General features: G+C 35.3%; 12 protein-coding genes and 1 other RNA gene. 6 read left to right on the forward strand and 7 right to left on the reverse strand.

All coding sequences use genetic code 11. The features are described 5' to 3' along the window. Positions 1 to 47 precede the first annotated feature (47 nt). On the reverse strand, positions 48 to 2,075 hold the full coding sequence (locus ACP7AV_RS11340) for a beta-N-acetylhexosaminidase (protein WP_426092038.1): 2,028 nt from the start codon (positions 2,073 to 2,075) through the stop codon (positions 48 to 50). Positions 2,076 to 2,099: 24 nt separating this feature from the next. Beyond that, complete coding sequence (nagB, locus tag ACP7AV_RS11345; protein ID WP_426092039.1) at positions 2,100 to 4,037, reverse strand: glucosamine-6-phosphate deaminase; 1,938 nt, start codon at positions 4,035 to 4,037, stop codon at positions 2,100 to 2,102. A 350-nt stretch (positions 4,038 to 4,387) separates the two neighbouring features. On the opposite strand from nagB, the gene ACP7AV_RS11350 reads away from it, so the two are divergent. Next, positions 4,388 to 6,049 (forward strand): MFS transporter, encoded by a 1,662-nt coding sequence (locus tag ACP7AV_RS11350; RefSeq protein ID WP_426092040.1) that lies wholly within the window; start codon positions 4,388 to 4,390, stop codon positions 6,047 to 6,049. Positions 6,050 to 6,170: 121 nt separating this feature from the next. On the opposite strand, the gene fsa is transcribed toward ACP7AV_RS11350, so the two are convergent. The 3 genes from fsa to ffs all read right to left on the reverse strand — a co-directional run bounded on the left by fsa (position 6,171) and on the right by ffs (position 7,949). After that, positions 6,171 to 6,827, reverse strand: a complete 657-nt coding sequence (fsa, locus tag ACP7AV_RS11355) for a fructose-6-phosphate aldolase (protein ID WP_091206595.1) — start codon at positions 6,825 to 6,827, stop codon at positions 6,171 to 6,173. Positions 6,828 to 6,966: 139 nt separating this feature from the next. Next, positions 6,967 to 7,770: an SDR family oxidoreductase gene (locus tag ACP7AV_RS11360; RefSeq protein WP_426092041.1), complete on the reverse strand. Its 804-nt coding sequence runs from the start codon at positions 7,768 to 7,770 to the stop codon at positions 6,967 to 6,969. Positions 7,771 to 7,851: 81 nt separating this feature from the next. Further along, an RNA gene (gene ffs / locus ACP7AV_RS11365) (signal recognition particle sRNA small type) lies at positions 7,852 to 7,949 on the reverse strand. An 87-nt stretch (positions 7,950 to 8,036) separates the two neighbouring features. Between ffs and ACP7AV_RS11370 the strand changes: the two genes are divergently transcribed. Both ACP7AV_RS11370 and hutI read left to right on the forward strand, forming a co-directional pair. Continuing rightward, on the forward strand, positions 8,037 to 9,110 hold the full coding sequence (locus tag ACP7AV_RS11370; RefSeq protein WP_426092042.1) for a glutaminyl-peptide cyclotransferase: 1,074 nt from the start codon (positions 8,037 to 8,039) through the stop codon (positions 9,108 to 9,110). A 12-nt stretch (positions 9,111 to 9,122) separates the two neighbouring features. Beyond that, a complete protein-coding gene (hutI, locus tag ACP7AV_RS11375; RefSeq protein ID WP_426092043.1) occupies positions 9,123 to 10,361 on the forward strand; it encodes an imidazolonepropionase in 1,239 nt (412 codons plus the stop codon). Between the two features lie 193 nt (positions 10,362 to 10,554). Here the strand turns inward: hutI and ACP7AV_RS11380 are convergent, their stop codons facing one another. Next, positions 10,555 to 10,704 carry a hypothetical protein gene (locus ACP7AV_RS11380; protein WP_426092044.1) on the reverse strand — a complete coding sequence of 50 codons (150 nt, stop codon included), beginning with the start codon at positions 10,702 to 10,704 and terminating at the stop codon, positions 10,555 to 10,557. 465 nt (positions 10,705 to 11,169) lie between these two features. Here ACP7AV_RS11380 and ACP7AV_RS11385 point away from each other — a divergent pair, with 465 nt between their 5' ends. The 3 genes from ACP7AV_RS11385 (at position 11,170) to ACP7AV_RS11395 (ending at position 16,903) form a co-directional block, all read left to right on the forward strand. Further along, on the forward strand, positions 11,170 to 11,709 hold the full coding sequence (locus ACP7AV_RS11385) for an IS1096 element passenger TnpR family protein (protein ID WP_426092045.1): 540 nt from the start codon (positions 11,170 to 11,172) through the stop codon (positions 11,707 to 11,709). An 89-nt stretch (positions 11,710 to 11,798) separates the two neighbouring features. Next, the gene (locus tag ACP7AV_RS11390; RefSeq protein ID WP_426092046.1) at positions 11,799 to 12,857 is read left to right on the forward strand and encodes a nucleoid-associated protein; all 1,059 of its coding nucleotides are present in this window, start codon (positions 11,799 to 11,801) and stop codon (positions 12,855 to 12,857) included. Between the two features lie 311 nt (positions 12,858 to 13,168). Further along, on the forward strand, positions 13,169 to 16,903 hold the full coding sequence (locus ACP7AV_RS11395; protein ID WP_426092047.1) for a metallophosphoesterase: 3,735 nt from the start codon (positions 13,169 to 13,171) through the stop codon (positions 16,901 to 16,903). Here ACP7AV_RS11395 and ACP7AV_RS11400 read toward each other — a convergent pair. Further along, positions 16,886 to 17,761 carry a hypothetical protein gene (locus ACP7AV_RS11400; protein ID WP_426092048.1) on the reverse strand — a complete coding sequence of 292 codons (876 nt, stop codon included), beginning with the start codon at positions 17,759 to 17,761 and terminating at the stop codon, positions 16,886 to 16,888. The two genes, ACP7AV_RS11395 and ACP7AV_RS11400, sit on opposite strands and share 18 nt — an antisense overlap. Between the last annotated feature and the right edge of the window lie 12 nt (positions 17,762 to 17,773).

Consider the following 17,773-nt stretch of genomic DNA (forward strand, 5'->3'; position numbering starts at 1 on the left):
GGATTTCAAAATTCTTACTTCGTAAAAACAATATTACATTTTCTTGTTTACAACAACTTTTTCAAACTGCCGTAAACTGCTAATTCTACATCAGCAAGACTTCTGGTATTGCATTTTTCTAATAAATCATTTAAGAGCGTTGAATTTATAGTTTGTTTTTTATCCATTACAAGTAATAGTTGCTGAGACAAATCACTCAAACTTTTAGACAAAGGCAATAGCGGTTGCACAAGCGGTGCATTTGCACCTAAAGCAATTAAATCGGAATTTAAGGTAATCCATTTCTTAAAAAAGTCAGTTACAATCCCTTTATTCTCCTTGCTTTTATCCGATAAATAATTTTTTACAGCAGCATTAAAATCTAGTGCTTCCGAAGCATCAGCATTACAAGCATCCGCAAATAAGGTTAGTGGAGAATGCATGCGGTATTTCTTTCCGCCACCATTGCGTTTGTAATTTTTCAGTGGTTCACAAAGATTCGAAAAATCATTCAATGCACGCGTATCTTGATTGTTGCTGATGTTTCTTAAAATCACTTCTTTGTCTCTAATGTGCGTAATTCCGAGTTCTTCTAATCTAAAAGAAATTGTTTTCAACCTTTTGCGTAAGCTGTTCATATTTGTAACGGATTCATCAGACCATAATCGCTCGGCTATCGCGGCGGTTCGTGGCCAAATTCTGGAATCTATATTTAATGGCGTTACGAGTTCGCTCCACATTGCGGCTTCTCCTCCTAAAACCCTTGCTTTTTCCTCTGGACTAAGAATAATCTTTTTGGGTATGGGATCATTCAAATAATGACTTTCTAAACCAAGCATCAAATCAATATAATACCCATTGGACAACACAGTATTGTAACCGCTCTTTGCGGCTTTGATCAATGCTCCGCCGGCTTCTTGACCTTCATTAGTTCCTCGCCAAGCATGAATTATGGCGTCTTTTGACATGTTTTCAGTCATTATTTCTTCCCAACCCATTAATTTTTTGTTGTATTCTTTCAAGATTGGAATCAACTTCATATTAAAATAAGTTTGCAAATCATGGTTGTTGACAAAATTATTATCTTTCTTAAATTGCTGAATAGCAGGATTTGCATTCCATTCTTTTCCATTATTTTCGTCACCGCCAATATGAAAATAACTACTCGGAAATAATGTACACACTTCGTCAAAAATCGAACTTATAACTTCGTATGTTTTTGGATTTGTAGGGTCTAAAGTCGCATTAAAAATTCCTGAATTTCTTTGCACTTCATACGTAATTTCCCCCTCGCCTACTTTACTTCCTATTTCCGGATAAGCAGTCAGCAACGCCGATGCGTGTCCCGGAACATCTATTTCAGGAATAACCAGAATCCCTCTTTCATCAGCATATTTTACAATATTTTTGATTTCTTCCTGAGTGTAAAAATTTCCATCTGAAGCTAATTCTGTCAATTTAGGATGATTTTTCAATTCAATTCTCCAACCTTGATCATCCGCCAAATGCCAATGAAAAACATTCATTTTCATCGAAGCCATAGCGTCCAGATTTCTTTTGATAACATCTACCGGTTGAAAATGTCGGGCCGCATCAATCATCAAGCCTCTCCAGGTAAAACGCGGCGAATCCGAGATTTCAACAACCGGAAAGTAATATGATGTACTATTATTTTGAAGCAATTGTAATAACGTCTCCAAACCATGCAAAGCCCCTAAATCGCTAGTAGCATTAATGGTTATTTGATTAGAAGAAATTTTCAATTCGTAACTTTCATCTTCATTTATTTCTATTTTTCCGTTGCGAACACAATTTATTTGCAATTCCGCTTCCGGACTTTCGTTAACTTTTGTCAAAAAACTTTGCTCCAAAAACAATCCCGTTCTGCCATCCAATCGTCGTACAAAGTTGGTTGCGCCTATAAAAATTCTGGGATTAGGATTCCCGGTAATATTCACTTTAAAATTTTTGCTTAAAGCAAAAGTGCCAGTGGTCAACTTTATATTTTGTGGCCAAGGCATTAGGTTTAATTGCTCGGTGGTGATTTGAGCATTCGAAACAAAAGTTACAAATAATAGGATTAAAAAGTATTTCATAGTTTGCAGGTCTTCAATATATTCTTAATAGTCAAAACGTTTAAAAGCTTCGATGGCTTCATACTCTGCCAATCCTAAATCATCATACAATTTTGCAGTTTGTTTATTGCGGTCTTCGGCACGCACCCAAAATTCTCTGGAATCATTACCTTGAAACATCACGCGGTCTTTTTGCGATTGATGGTACAAAATAGCGTGTCGTTTTAACATTACTTCCTCCGGACTTAACGGAACGGCCATGTCTATTTCATGTATTCCCCACTCATGCCATGCGCCGCGGTATAACCAAAGCCAACAATCATTCATAAACGGTTGTGGTTTTAAATCGGCCATTGCCGCAAAAATAGCGTTAAGGCAAACTTCATGCGTTCCGTGCGGATCCGCAAGATCACCGGCCGCAAAAACCTGATGCGGTTTTATTTTTTCTATAATCGCTTTTATAATAGCAATATCTTCCGCATGGATTGGGTTTTTCTTTATTAGCCCCGTCTCATAAAAAGGCATATCCAGAAAATGGATATTCGATTCATTCAATCCAATGTACCGTACTGCTGCGTACGATTCTCTGCGTCTGATAAGTCCTTTTAGCTTTCTAACTTCTGGGGAATCCATTTGATTTTCTGACTTATTATTCAAAAAATTAATAACCGATTGAAAATCAATTTTTGTCGCTTCATTGTCAACAAAATCATTACAAACTTCCGCAAATTTCAGAGCTTCCTCATCTGTAACCGCAATATTACCTGAGGTTTGATAAACGACATGAATATCATGTCCTTGTCGTATCAATTTAGAAAAAGTTCCTCCCATGGAAATCACATCATCATCCGGATGCGGACTAAAAAGGATAATTCGCTTCTTTGCGGGATTTGCTCTTTCAGGTCTATTGGAGTCATCCGTATTGGGCTTTCCTCCCGGCCATCCCGTTATGGTGTGTTGCAATACATTGAACATATTAATATTCAAATCGTATGCAGAACCTTCTAAAGCCAGCAAATCAGACATGCCGTTATTGTTATAATCCCTGTCGGTCAATTTTAGTATGGAGCGATTTGTCTTTAAACACAGCCAAACAATCGCTTTACATTTTAGTTCCAATGTCCAATTGCAATCTTGAACGAGCCATGGTGTTTTGAACCGCGTTAGTTCCGAAGCTGCCGATTGATCTAAAACAAAAGTGGTATTGTCATGATTTTGCAAGAAGGTTGCCGGAATATCAGGACTGCTATTGCCCTGAATAGTTCTCTTTATTATCTCAGCTTTATTTTGGCCCCAAGCCATCAAAACAATTCTTTTGGATTTAAGAATTGTTGAAACACCCATGGTAAGTGCTCTTTTTGGTACACTTTCGATTCCATTAAAATCAGAAGAAGCATCGACTCTTGTAATGTAATCCAAAGTAATTATTCGGGTTCCGGAATTGATGTGAGAACCCGGTTCATTAAAACCTACGTGACCTGTACGACCAATTCCCAGCAATTGAAAATCAAGGCCACCAGCAATTTTTATTTTATTTTCATAATCGATACAATATTGTTTGAGCGCATCAGCTTGCACTGTTCCATCAGGAATATTTATATTTTCCGGTTTAATATCAATGTGATTGAACAAATGCTCGTGCATGAAGTGATGATAACTATGGTGGTTCTCTTTCTTCATGGGATAATACTCATCCAAATTAAAAGCGACTACATTGCTAAAACTAAGGCCGTCTTCTTGATGCATTCGAACCAATTCTTCATATACCTTAATCGGAGAAGAACCAGTTGCCAAACCAAGAATACAAGCTTTGTTTTCGGTTTGTTTGGATTTAATCAATTGAGCAATTTCGTGAGCAACTATTAAAGATGCTTCCGAAGCGTTTTTGAAAATTTTATTATGAATTTTTTCAAATCGTGTTTCCTCAAATTTTCCGGCACTTTCATAACTGATATCCGTTTTTCTTTCTAGATCACTTTTCATATTGCGTTTTTTATACTGATTTATAAAGATAGGTTTTTTTAAAAGAGCAGAGAAAAATCAACACCCTACAATTAAATAATTACTTTTGGATCCCAAAATTTATTGAATCACGGAAATCATAGCCCGTTTTTACCAATTTAGAAAATATCAAACCGCATTTCTTATTTCTACTTGTTTTAGAAATAGCAAAATGTTTGAAAAAAAAGCAGGCAAATTCAACAAAAAATGGTTATTCAATAATTATAACAATATTTAGTCTAAATTATTTTTTTTTAATTTACTTAACAAATATATTTACGGTCTTACAGTTATAAAAGTATTTTACAATCATCACTAACCAATTTATACTTATGAATTCAGAACAAACAAAGTCTAACAATTCCGCGCTTTACACGCTCATAACCGTATTTTTCTTTTGGGGTTTTATTGGAGCATCAAACGGGATTTTCATTCCATTTTGCAAAGCTAAATTTGGCTTAGATCAATTTCAAAGTCAACTTATCGATTTTGCTTTTTATGGTGCTTATTACATCGGTGCTTTATTGCTTTTTATTTTTAGCAGCATAGCCAAAAAAGATATTCTAAACGGTTGGGGATTCAAAAAAGGAATTATTTACGGATTATTGATAAGTACTTTTGGGGCTCTGCTTATGATTTTAGCGGTAACACAAGGAAGTTATTTGTTTATTCTTGGTGCATTATTCATTGTAGCACTTGGTTTTTCATTACAACAAACATCGGCACAGCCGTTTGCCGCTTCACTGGGTGAACCACATTCAGCATCAAGCAGGCTGAATCTTGCCGGAGGAATTAATTCATTGGGCACCACAATAGGACCGATAGTGGTTTCTATCGCCTTGTTTGGTGTTATTGCTGGTGTAAATATTGAAGAATATGCTAAAAAACCAGATTCATTGGATTCAATGAGAATCCTGTATGTATTTGTTGGAGGGCTATTTTTATTGGCAGCGGCTTTATTCCATTTTTCTAAAAAGTTACCGGCTGGAAAAAGTGATTCTACTTTTGAAACCGCGAACAAAGCAATGAAAACCCTAATTGCCATCACTGTAATTTTGGTTGCTATTTTTGCCTATATCTTTTCCCGTTATGAAGAACCTGAATTTATTACTCGTTTTATTGAGAATAAAGAGAAAGATTACTTAGGATTAGCCTTAACAGTTTCCACACTTTTAGTGGTTGTTATCGGATTATTCTTTGCAAATACCACGGCTCAAAAAAATCCTGAAGGATGGGGAGCCATGAAATACCCACAATTAGTTTTGGGAATGTTAGCCCTTTTCGCTTACGTAGGTGTCGAAGTAACTATAGGGAGTAACCTTGGTGAATTATTGGTCACCGCTGATTTTGGTTCTATTTCTGGACCAGCTTTAGCACCTTACATGTCTATGTACTGGGGAAGTTTAATGATCGGACGTTGGGCGGGAGCCATTACAGTTTTCAACCCATCATCACAACTAAAGAAAATTTTACTTATTGTAGTTCCTTATGTAGCTTTTGGAGTGGTATTAGCTGCTAATGCTATTTCCGGACAAGATGTAACGCCTTTATATGCTTATGCATTTGTAATTTTATTTCAAATCGCTGGTTTCTTTTTAGGAAAAGACCAACCGTCTAGAACCTTAATGATTTTTGGTTTAATGGGAATGACAGCAATGCTTATTGGTTTATTTACTACTGGAACAATAGCTATTTTTGCTTTTATGAGCGGTGGATTATTCTTAAGTATTATGTGGCCTTCTATTTTCTCATTGGCAATCGCCGGATTAGGAAAATACACGTCTCAGGGTTCTGCCTTTTTGGTAATGATGATTTTGGGTGGTGGAATTATCCCACCGTTACAAGGAAAACTAGCGGATATCATCGGAATTCATGCTTCTTACTTTATTCCAGTTTTATGTTTTGCATTCATAGCATTCTACGGATGGAAAGTAATTGGAATTCTAGAAAAACAAGGAATCGGAAAAGAAATAGAAGTTGGTGGAGCACACTAATTTCAACATAAACTAATCAAAACCAAACCAACAAAAAAACTCCCATTTTGCTAAGCATAATGGGAGTTTTTGTTTATTTCGAGATCTTCAAATCAAAAATCGGTGATCTGCAATCTTAAATCTATTTATTTCCTTTCTCAAAATCAGCCACAAATTGCGCCAATCCGATATCAGTCAATGGGTGTTTTAATAAGCCGTAAATGGCAGAAAGTGGTCCGGTGATCACATCAGCACCAATTTTCGCACAGTTTACAATGTGCATAGTGTGACGCACTGAAGCAGCAAGAATCTGAGTTTCGTAACCGTAGTTATCATAAATTAATCTTATTTCTTCAATCAAAGCCAAACCGTCTGTAGAAATATCATCTAAACGACCAATAAACGGAGAAACATAAGTAGCTCCCGCTTTAGCAGCCAATAAAGCCTGACCAGCCGAGAATACTAAAGTTACATTTGTTTTTATACCTTTCTCCGAAAAGTATTTAGCAGCCATCACTCCCTCTTTAGTCATCGGCAATTTTACCACGATTTGCTCGTGTAAATCCGCCAACTCTTCACCTTCTTTTATCATTCCGTCGTAATCCAAAGCATTTACTTCGGCACTAACATCACCATCAACAAGATTACAAATGTCAACATAATGTTTCAAAATGTTGTTTTTTCCTGTGATTCCTTCTTTTGCCATTAATGTTGGATTAGTTGTAACACCATCCAAAACGCCCAACGCCTGTGCTTCCTTAATCTGAGCTAAATTAGCCGTGTCAATAAAAAATTTCATATTATCTAATTTAATTGTGTGTTTCTAATTCTTTGGGCGTGACCCAAGGGTCGGGCTTTCCGCTTCAATCTTTTATTTTTAAAGAAAAAATAAAAGGATTTTCACTGCAATCCCTCACGCTCACAAATTTCGTGCAAAATTACAACTTATAATGGTTCATCAGCATTTTTTCATATACTTTATCAGGAAGTATTCGTTTCAAAACAATCGAAAACTTTTGCATAAAAACGCCCACTTTATAATGAATTTTAGGTTCCGGAGTTTGGATTATTTGATACACCGCTTCGGCCATTTTATTCGGATTACTGCCACTGTCCACATGTTCATCCATTGTTTTCAATGTATTTCCGTACGGAGTTTCGTAAGCCGATCCTTTTAGAACCGGAGCATGAAAACGTCCCGACGCAATATTTGTCGCAAAATCACCCGGAGCCACATTGGTAATACGAACACCAAAAGACTTCACTTCCATACGCATCGCTTCTGTTATGAGTTCTAATGCGCCTTTTGAAGCGGAATAAACACTTCGATACGGCAAACCCATATAGCCCGCAATGGAAGTCACATTGATAATTAATCCTGATTTTTGCACTCGCATTTGTGGCAACACTGCTCTCATCACTTCAATTGGGCCAAAAAGATTAGTCTCAAAATTATTCTTTATTTCATGCATCGGAATTTCTTCCAATGGTCCCGTAATCCCAACTCCAGCATTATTAATAACAACATCAAGTTTTCCGGAAGTCGCAATCACTTTGGCAACAGCCGCATGAATCGAATCCGCATCCCGAACATCCAAAGCCACTAAAGGAAAAACCGAATTTAAAATTCGTTCCGGATTTCTGCTGGTTCCATACACAACAAAACCTTTATGATGCAAAAATTCGCCAATAGATTTTCCTATTCCCGAAGAACCTCCTGTAATTAAAACTACTTTTTTCATGATTGTTGATGTTTGCGGTACGAAAGGTCCAAAAATAAAAAAATCCTCCCGAAGGAAGACTACTTTTGTAATAAATAAAAAAAATGGCAAGCGACCTACATCGCACCGCTCAACCACGTACCCTTGCTATGTTCCCATCCTGGGGGAGTCTGCAGGAGCTGGTCGTGTAGGACTTGCCGGTGCAAATATACAATCTTTTTATATTTTTACAAGAGCTTTAATCATTAAAAATAACGTTGTATATTGGGGTATCCAAAATTAAAACTATGAAAAATTATAACTTCCTATCTATCATTTTATTAGGAATCACTTTAGCAAGTTGCAACGAAACAAAAAAAGGTGCTAATACTTTATTCTCCTTTGATAATTCCAAATTTAAAGAACAATATAAACCACAGGAAGCTCTTTCTTTGGAAATTCTGAATTCTAATAGCAAAACTATAGATAGCGTTGTCTATTATGTAAATGACAAAAAAATTGGTTCAAAAAAAGGAGTTGACAAATTAACTTTTGAATTGAAAGAGCAAAAATTGGGCTATCAAAACCTAAAAGCTTTAGTTTTTTATGAAGGGCAAAACGCAGAAGCTACTACAAGAGTAGAATTAGTTTCTAATATTCAGCCAAAATTATTAAATTACACCATCGTAAATACGTATCCGCACGATATTCAAGCGTACACGCAAGGATTAGAATTTTACAGAGATACACTGTATGAAGGAACAGGGAACGGTTCAGGTCCATCAGGAAACAGAGGAATCTCCAGCTTAAGAAAAACAAATTATAAAACGGGAGAAGTTTATAAGAAAGTCGAACTAGCTGACAAATATTTTGGTGAAGGAATTACGATTTTAAACAACAAAGTATACCAACTGACTTGGCAAAATAATGAAGGGTACGTTTACAACGCAGATACTTTCAAAAAAGAAAAAACGTTTAGCTATTTCAAGCCTATTGAAGGTTGGGGATTGACTAATGACGGAAAATATTTATACCAATCCGATGGAACCGAAAAAATTTGGATTATTGACCCGACCACATTTAAAGAAGTAGGTTACTTAAACGTATATTCTTTTGAAACAAAAATAAAAGCAGTCAATGAGCTCGAATGGATTGACGGGAAAATTTATGGAAATGTGTACCAAAAAGATGCTATCGCTGTCATCAATCCGAAAAATGGAGCTGTAGAAGGAATAATCAATCTTGCTGATTTGACTACTAAAATTGTAAAATTAGAGGATACTGACGTTTTAAACGGAATTGCCTACAACCCAAAAACAAAAACCATTTTTGTCACCGGGAAAAATTGGGACAAAATGTTTGAAATCAAAGTTTCTGAATAATTATCAGGTAACATGACTACACTAATCATCAATATTAAAGAGTTGCTTCAGGTCCGGGATTCTTCAATTTTGAAAGTATCAGGTGCTGAAATGGCGGTTCTACCAACAATCAAAAACGCCTATTTGATACTTAAAAATGGAGTTGTTTCTGATTTTGGTTCTATGGAGGATTTGCCCAACGTAAATCCAGAAAAGTGCATTGACGCAGACGGAAAAATGGTTTTACCGTCTTGGTGTGACAGTCATACTCATATTGTTTATGCCGGCAATCGGGAACAGGAATTTGTAGATCGAATCACTGGTTTTACTTATGAAGAAATCGCCAATCGTGGCGGTGGAATTCTAAATTCAGCTAAAAAACTGAACGAAACTTCTGAAGAAGAAATTTACCAACAATCCAAAGTGCGACTAGAGGAAGTCATGCGTTTGGGAACTGGAGCAGTTGAAATCAAATCGGGATACGGATTAACCGTTGACGGTGAATTGAAAATGCTTCGAGTGATTCAGCGATTAGCTCAAAATTATCCAATCACCATAAAAGCAACTTTTCTGGGTGCTCACGCTTTCCCATCGGAATACGCAAAAAACCATCAAGGTTATATCGATTTAATCATCAACAAAATGCTTCCTGAAATTGCTGAAAATAAACTGGCGGATTTTATAGACGTATTTTGTGAAACGGGTTATTTTACTGTTGAAGAAACCCGAGAAATTATGGAAGCCGGAATTAAATTTGGCTTAAAGCCAAAGATTCATGTCAATCAGTTCAACTCCATTGGCGGAATTCAAGCTGGAGTAAAATACAATGCGCTTTCCGTAGATCATCTTGAAATTATGAAGCCGAAAGATATTGAAGCGTTGAAAAATACTGAAACAATGCCTGTTGCATTACCTTCTTGTTCTTATTTTTTGAGTATTCCTTACACTCCAGCACGAGAAATGATCACGGCTGGACTTCCAATTGCGCTCGCAAGCGATTATAATCCTGGTTCTACTCCATCCGGAAACATGAATTTTGTAGTGGCAACTGCATGTATCAAAATGAAAATGACTCCCGAAGAAGCCATAAATGCTGCCACGATAAATGGAGCTTACGCCATGGGAATTTCTGAAACCCACGGAAGTATCACCTTAGGTAAAAAAGCAAATCTAATTATTACGAAACCCATTGATTCTTATTATCAATTACCTTATGCTTTTGGCAGTAATCTGATTGATACCGTAATCATAAAAGGAGAAATTATTTTATAAAAAAATAGGATAAAAGCCTATTCTCTGTGCACATCTCAAAAGAACATACCGCCTTGAATAATTGTGTAAAATTGTTGACGAACAATCCAAAAGTTGTTACGCCGGGTTTTCTTTCAAATAGTTGAAATTTACGCCCAAGCAACCTAGAAATTTGGTATTTACACCATTTTAAGTAAACATTTAAAATGGATTTTCAATTTTGGGTTTCACCTTCTGACTGTTTTATTTGTAATTCTAAGCCTTCTATTTCTTTTGCTGAAAAGCAAATCATTAGTTTTATTTCTTTTTTCGTTGCGTAGCCTATTTGCATGATAAATAACTCGATGCTAATCTCTAAAATCATTAAACATCATTTGTGTACTGCTTTGCCTTGAAATATTCACTTTTTTGTAAACGAAGTAGTTTTTTTATGATTGTGAGAATTTCTTCTAAAATCTGACAGCACTTTTCTATTTAATACAATATAGCAGACTGTAATCTTCCGCTTTTTTAGCGAGGAGTCATTTCTGGTAAATTTTAATTTCCAATCTTTCCTTCTTTCTTCGGCCGTAATAGCATATATTTAATACTACCTAAACGATTCTTGTTTGTAGATTGATTGTCAACTTATGACTATTTTTTCAAAACGAAACCTTATTTTGACAGTTTGCTGACGCATGTCATTCTTCGAAATATGATTCTTAAAAAACTTTCCTATTGTCCTATTGACTATTAATAGATACGCAAAAATCTTATCAACAAATCGAAAATCTGAAATCTAAATCTAAAATTATATTTTACCTTTGAGCTTTCAATAAAAACAAAGATTATGGTATATAAATTTAGAGTGATTCTAGACGCGGAAGAAGATGTTTTTAGAGACATCACAATACTTGAAGACGATACTTTAGAAGATTTACACAATGCTATTTTCAATTCCTTTGGTTTTGACGGAATGGAAGTGGCGTCTTTTTATACTTGTGATGAAACTTGGAACCAAGAAGAGGAAATTTCACTTTTTGATGCCGGAGATGTTCCAGGCGAGCAAAAAATCATGAGCGATTATCAATTATCAGATATTTTAGATAAGGAAAACACTAAAATCTTATACGTTTATGATTTCATCAATATGTGGACTTTCCTTGTAGAACTTGCTGCTATTGAAGATCAGGTGATTGGAAATTTATATCCTGAAACTATTTTTTCTCACGGAGAAATGCCGGACGAAGCGATGGAAAAAAACTTTGAAGCGGATAATGCCGATGATTACCACAGTGGTTTTGAAGATGATTTAGACCAAGATGATTTGGATATGTTTGAAGGCGATGACAGTTTTGAGGACTACGGATTTGAGGAGAATTGGAATTAAAAAACGAGACGATAAAGAATCAAAAGTCACGATAAAAGATCTTTTTTCTATCTTTCATCTTGGTTCTTTTATCTTAAAAAATATAAAACATGATCAACTTATATAATACGCACATCGAGAACTTATCCATACACAGAGTGGGTAATAAAAGTAGAAATGAAGCTATTTTTCTATCGGAACAACCTTTTAGTTTGAACGATGAGATTGTGCCTTTGATGAAAGAATTTTTCTTTAAACCTTTTAGAGAAAAAGAAGAAAATTATTTTCAATTTGCTCATGAAATTGATTTGGATTACAACGACATGTTCAAGTTTGCAACAGAAGTTTTTGATAATCCGGGTGCTATTCATGACGTTTCTAAAAAAATCACGACGCACTTATTTGAGCAGTCCAATCACCCGCATATCAAGAATGGTGAAGTTTATGTTACTTATTTGACAAACGTCAGTATTGATAATAATGTAGTGGACGCGATTGGAATTTTCAAAAGTGAAATTCAAGCTGACTTTTTGCAGTTTGAAGAAAAAGCAACGCACTTGGAAATGATTTTGCAGCAAGGTGTTAGTCTGACTAAGCTGGACAAAGGTTGTATCATCTTTAATTATAAAAAAGAGGAAGGATATAAGATCCTGACTGTTGACAGCAACCGCTACGATGCCAGATATTGGCTGGAACATTTCTTATCAGTAGATGCTTTTGAAGATGAAAACTTCATTACAAAGAAATATTTGAAATTTTGTCAGAATTTCGCTAAAGATGTCGTTTTTCCTGCAGAAGACAAGAAAGAGGAAGTGATGTTCATGAACCGTTCGGTAAACTATTTTGCCAAAAATGATCAATTTGAAGAAACTAATTTCCTAAATGAAGTTTTAGACAACCCAGACTTAATTCCTGAGTTCAAAAATTACAAAATTGACAAAGGCGAAAAATACAGCATTGAAGATGTAACTTCTTTTCCTATTGCAAATGCAGCAGTTTCTGATGCCAGAAAATCAATCAAAAACGTCATAAATTTAGACACACACATCCAAATTAAAATGGATTTCATCAATCCTGAAAGCGCTGAAAAATATGTGGAAAAAGGTTGGGATGAGGAAAAACAAATGTACTATTACTTAGTTTATTTTAATAAAGAGGAAAAAAGTTAAATATCAGTGTTCAGGCGCAGGTTATACATCTATAAATATTTTAATCTCCAATTACGAAAGTAGCTGGAGATTTTTTTTGAATTACAGTTATCGTGTAGTCCCATTTACTCATCAACAAAGATGTAATCTACTGTTTATGAAATATTTATATCATAAAGATATTGTATTGTTTCAAAGGAAGACAAGTAGTGTCTTTTGAGATTAAAATTATAATAACTATGCAAGAAAGAAAGTTTATCTTTGAACAATTTTTCAAAAAAGTTTTTGGCCTGTTCTACTAAATTTATGGACCTATTTTATACAACTAAATTATGAAATTATTTTCGGATAATTGTTTTATTACTTTCAATAAAGCAGGTTTAATAGTACTCTTGTCGGGATTAATGTTGCAGTCATGCGCCACTCATCATGCACAATTTGGACAAAACATCAAAAAACCAACTGCTCTAAAAGCAACAGACAGTTCGCAAATTGCACACACCTTTTATTTAATTGGCGATGCTGGAAATACCAATGAAAAAACGGCACAGCAGATGCTTGGTTCTTTGGGAGACCGATTAAAAAAGGCTTCAAAAAATGCTACTCTTTTATTCCTGGGTGATAATATTTATCCGAAAGGATTGCCCAATACTGAACTTACGAACGAACGAATTATTGCCGAAAGTAAACTGACAAACCAACTGAAATTGTCTAAAAATTTCAAAGGGCAAACTATTTTCATTCCTGGAAATCATGACTGGTACAGCGGAATTGAAGGATTGGGACGTCAGGCTAAATTTGTATCCGAATACCTCAACGATAAAAAGTCGTTCCTTCCCAGAAAAAGTTGTGGTATTGATGATTTAGAAATAAATAAAAATGTAGTGCTAATCACCATTGACAGCCAATGGTTTCTGGAAGATTGGGATGACAGTCCCACTATTAACGATGATTGCACCATCAAAACTCGTGCAGCTTTTTTTGTCGAGCTGGAAAATCTTTTGATTAAAAACCAAGAAAAAATAGTCGTTTTAGCACTGCATCATCCATTAATGAGCAATGGCTCTCACGGAGGACAATTTTCAGTGGAGAAACAACTTTTCCCTTTAGAACAAAAAATTCCACTTCCAGTTTTAGGTTCGTTAGCTAATTTTTTCCGAAAAACAACTGGAGCAAGTCCTCAAGATATTCAAAATAAACAATACACCATTTTTATTAAAAGAGTAAAAACCATATTGCAAAATCAAGATAATGTTATTGTTGTTTCAGGTCATGACCACAATTTACAATACATTGAAAAAGATAATATCAAACAAATTATCAGTGGTGCTGGTTCTAAATCAGAGGCTGCAAAAGCAATTTACCCTAATGATTTTTCTTATGGCCGCAATGGATATGCCACATTAGCTGTTTATGAAAATGGTTCTGCAAAAGTTTCTTTTTACGGCAAGGAAAATGACAAAGAAAAACTGATTTATGAGCAATTGGTATTGGATCAAAAAGACGATTACATAACCAAAGTATTCCCAACCACATTTCCTAAAACGACCACTGCCAGCATTTATACAACGAAACAAACCCAAAAATCGGTATTTTATAAATTCTTTTTTGGAAATCATTTTCGAAAATATTACAGCCTCCCGATAGCGGCAAAAACAACTACCATAGATACCCTTTTTGGAGGACTGCAACCCAAACGTTCTGGAGGCGGTAATCAGTCAAATTCATTACAACTTATTGACAAAAAAGGGAAGGAATATGTGATGCATGCCATGAAAAAAAGCACTACGCGTTTCCTGCAAACAGTAGCTTTCAAAAATCAGTTTATCCAAGACGAATTTGAAGATACCTACGCTGAAGATCTTTTATCTGATTTTTACACCACTGCACACCCTTACACTCCGTTTGCTGTTGGGAATTTAGCAGCAAAAATTGGCGTAGCGCATACTAACCCAGCACTGTATTATATTCCAAAACATAGAGCACTAAAAAATTTTAATGCAAATTTTGGAGATGAATTGTACCTTGTTGAAGAACGACCAACGGACAGCCAAATTAGCGTGAAAAGTTTTGGAAATCCAATTGCCATTATCAGCACGGAAGACGTTATCAAAAATCTTCACAAAGACGAAAAATATTCGGTTGATGAAAGTGCCTATATCAAAGCTCGACTGTTCGACATGCTTGTAGGAGATTGGGACAGACATGAAGATCAATGGAGCTGGGGCGAATATAAGGTAGGTGAAAAAGTAATTTACAAACCTATTCCGCAAGACCGAGATCAGGCGTTTCCGAAGTATGACGGTGCGTTGCTGTTTGTTTTAATGAAAAAGGCACAATTGCGTCACATGCAACCTTTTAAAGAAAAAATGTCAAATGTCAAATTGATGAACCGGGAACCTTATCCCCTAGATCTCGCTTTTATAAAAATTGCCGATGAAAACGAGTGGATTAAACAAGCAAAATATATTCAGGAAAACTTATCGGATGCAGCTATTGATGGTGCGTTTACTAATTTGCCAAAAGAAGTTCAGGACGAGACAATCAGTGATATCAAACGCAAACTGAAACTAAGACGAAATGAATTGCATCGTTCTGCCGCAACGTATTATTCCGTGTTGCAACACACTGTTTTGCTTGTTGGAACGGATAAAAAAGACAAATTTGTCATTCAAAACAACGAAAAAAATAAGCTTAAAATTCAAGTGTATCGTATAAAAAGCAGTGGTGAAGAATTGCAATACATTAAGAATTTCACCGCGAAAAAAACAAAAAAAATATGGATTTACGGCCTGGATGATGATGATATTTTTGAAGTAATAGGAGCTACAAAATCAGGAATTAAAGTGCGATTAATTGGAGGTCAAAATGAAGATTCGTATGTTGTTGAAAATGGCAGAAAAATAAAAATCCATGATTTTAAATCAAAAAACAACACGTACACATTAGATTCTAAAACCAAACTTTTATTATCTGATGATTATGAAACGAATTTGTACGATTATAAAAAACCAAAATACAATTCCTTTTCAGCGCTGCCTAATATTGGTTTTAATCCTGATGACGGTATCAAATTAGGAATTGTCAGTGGTTATGTTGTTAATGACTTTAAACAAAATCCTTACACCCAAAAACACAGTTTGAAAGCCAATTATTTTTTTGCCACAAAAGGGTATGAACTTATTTACACTGGTAATTTTCCTAAATTATTTGGCAAATGGGATTTAGATTTTGAAAGCCGATTCACGAGTCCGAATTTTACCATTAATTATTTTGGATACGGAAATGAGACTATAAATCATGATGATACTTTTGGAATGGATTTCAATCGCGTTCGCATCAAAATGCTGAAAGTTATGCCATCCATAAAAAAAGTTGGAAAGTACGGAAGTGCAATTCATTTTCAAACTAGTTTTGAAAGAATCACCGTCGAAGAAACGATGAATCGATTTGTAGACATTTCTGCCAATATAAATCCTGCTGTTTTTGAAAACCAACAATTTGCAGGAGCAACCTTAAAATACAGTTTTGAAAATTACGATGTTCCCTCCTTCCCGACTATGGGTATGGGTTTTTCTATTGCTGGTACGTGGAAAATGAATTTAGAAGATACTAGAAGAAATTTTCCGGCAATAGAAAGTAAAATTAATTTCAACCATAAAATTGATGCCAACGGAAAACTAGTTTTAGCCACTATCCTGAGAGGAAAAATGGTATTGAACAACAATTTTGATTTTTACCAAGGTGCCAACTTAGGTGGTGACTATGATTTGAGAGGTTTTAGAAATGAACGCTTTTTAGGGAATCAATCTTTTTACCAGAGTAGTGATGTACGCTGGAATTTGGGCAAAATTAAGCGAAGCATCATACCCATGTCATACGGAATCTTAGGTGGTTTTGATTACGGTAGGGTTTGGTTAAAAGGCGAAAATTCCGAAAAATGGCATCAGTCTATTGGTGGAGGAGTATGGCTCAACGGACTAAATGCGCTAACGGCACGACTGACTTATTTTAAAAGTGCCGGTGAAGACGCGAGAATTGCTTTTGGTTTAGGATTTGGATTTTAACATTTTTATAGTGACTTCATAGACATTTCCTCCGACACTTTTGGTTCTTTCATCGGCAATCAACAAACGCTCATTATCGATGAAGCAAGCCGCTTCTTTTTGGGAAAAATGATTCAATTCTAACACTGTTTTTGTTCCATTTAAAAATTGATCTTTTTGAAAGTTTTCAAATAAAATGAGATTATCATGCGTTAACAAAGCAACTTTTGTTTCATTGGGGCTTATCGTTGCACTTGTAATAGCGCAATGATTGTACGCGCTACAGGTTTTGAATTCCTCCATTAAAACGGCTTGATGAAAACCGGGCGTATTGGGAATTTTATACAAAAATGCGGTTCCGTCAAACCCTTTACTACGGTTTTTAGTAAAAAGATAAAAATTGTTTTTAAACTCAAAAAAACCTTCCACGTCATAAAACATTTTGGTTTTTTTGGGAGGAAAATTTTTTTGCTCCGGATAGGCAAATGAGACTTTGTAAACCGGATTTGTACTTTCAGCAGTTAATGCGTTTTTATCGATTTTATAAATAGTCAAATCCGTTCGTTCATTATCATTGTTGCCAAAATCTCCAATATACAGATTTCCTTCGACGTCTTTTGTAATGTCCTCCCAATCGATATTCGCCGTGTTTTCAATGGTAATCGTTTTCTCGATTTGGCCATTCGAATCTATCCCATAAATTGCATTGGTATTCCCATGGTCTTCCAAAGTCCAAAGTAAATTAGTATTTGGAGTATATACTATTCCGGAAACTTCCTTTAGTTTATTGGGCAGCGCATAAAGTGTTGTTAAAGAATCTGATTCTTGCTGACAAGCAAAAAGTATAAAAACAACTAAAAAGGAGGAATATTTACTCATGTTATTTATAGT

This window comes from Flavobacterium sp. DSR3-2, assembly GCF_049896525.1.
In the GTDB taxonomy this organism is placed as follows: domain Bacteria; phylum Bacteroidota; class Bacteroidia; order Flavobacteriales; family Flavobacteriaceae; genus Flavobacterium.

What these genes read in the sequence shown, in the direction of transcription:
- ACP7AV_RS11395 (WP_426092047.1), top strand. Translation starts at nt 13,169, where the DNA reads ATGAAATTATTTTCGGATAATTGTTTTATTACTTTCAATAAAGCAGGT.
- fsa (WP_091206595.1), bottom strand. Translation starts at nt 6,827, where the DNA reads ATGAAATTTTTTATTGACACGGCTAATTTAGCTCAGATTAAGGAAGCA.
- ACP7AV_RS11400 (WP_426092048.1), bottom strand. Translation starts at nt 17,761, where the DNA reads ATGAGTAAATATTCCTCCTTTTTAGTTGTTTTTATACTTTTTGCTTGT.
- nagB (WP_426092039.1), bottom strand. Translation starts at nt 4,037, where the DNA reads ATGAAAAGTGATCTAGAAAGAAAAACGGATATCAGTTATGAAAGTGCC.
- hutI (WP_426092043.1), top strand. Translation starts at nt 9,123, where the DNA reads ATGACTACACTAATCATCAATATTAAAGAGTTGCTTCAGGTCCGGGAT.
- ACP7AV_RS11350 (WP_426092040.1), top strand. Translation starts at nt 4,388, where the DNA reads ATGAATTCAGAACAAACAAAGTCTAACAATTCCGCGCTTTACACGCTC.
- ACP7AV_RS11370 (WP_426092042.1), top strand. Translation starts at nt 8,037, where the DNA reads ATGAAAAATTATAACTTCCTATCTATCATTTTATTAGGAATCACTTTA.
- ACP7AV_RS11360 (WP_426092041.1), bottom strand. Translation starts at nt 7,770, where the DNA reads ATGAAAAAAGTAGTTTTAATTACAGGAGGTTCTTCGGGAATAGGAAAA.
- ACP7AV_RS11380 (WP_426092044.1), bottom strand. Translation starts at nt 10,704, where the DNA reads ATGATTTTAGAGATTAGCATCGAGTTATTTATCATGCAAATAGGCTAC.
- ACP7AV_RS11340 (WP_426092038.1), bottom strand. Translation starts at nt 2,075, where the DNA reads ATGAAATACTTTTTAATCCTATTATTTGTAACTTTTGTTTCGAATGCT.
- ACP7AV_RS11385 (WP_426092045.1), top strand. Translation starts at nt 11,170, where the DNA reads ATGGTATATAAATTTAGAGTGATTCTAGACGCGGAAGAAGATGTTTTT.
- ACP7AV_RS11390 (WP_426092046.1), top strand. Translation starts at nt 11,799, where the DNA reads ATGATCAACTTATATAATACGCACATCGAGAACTTATCCATACACAGA.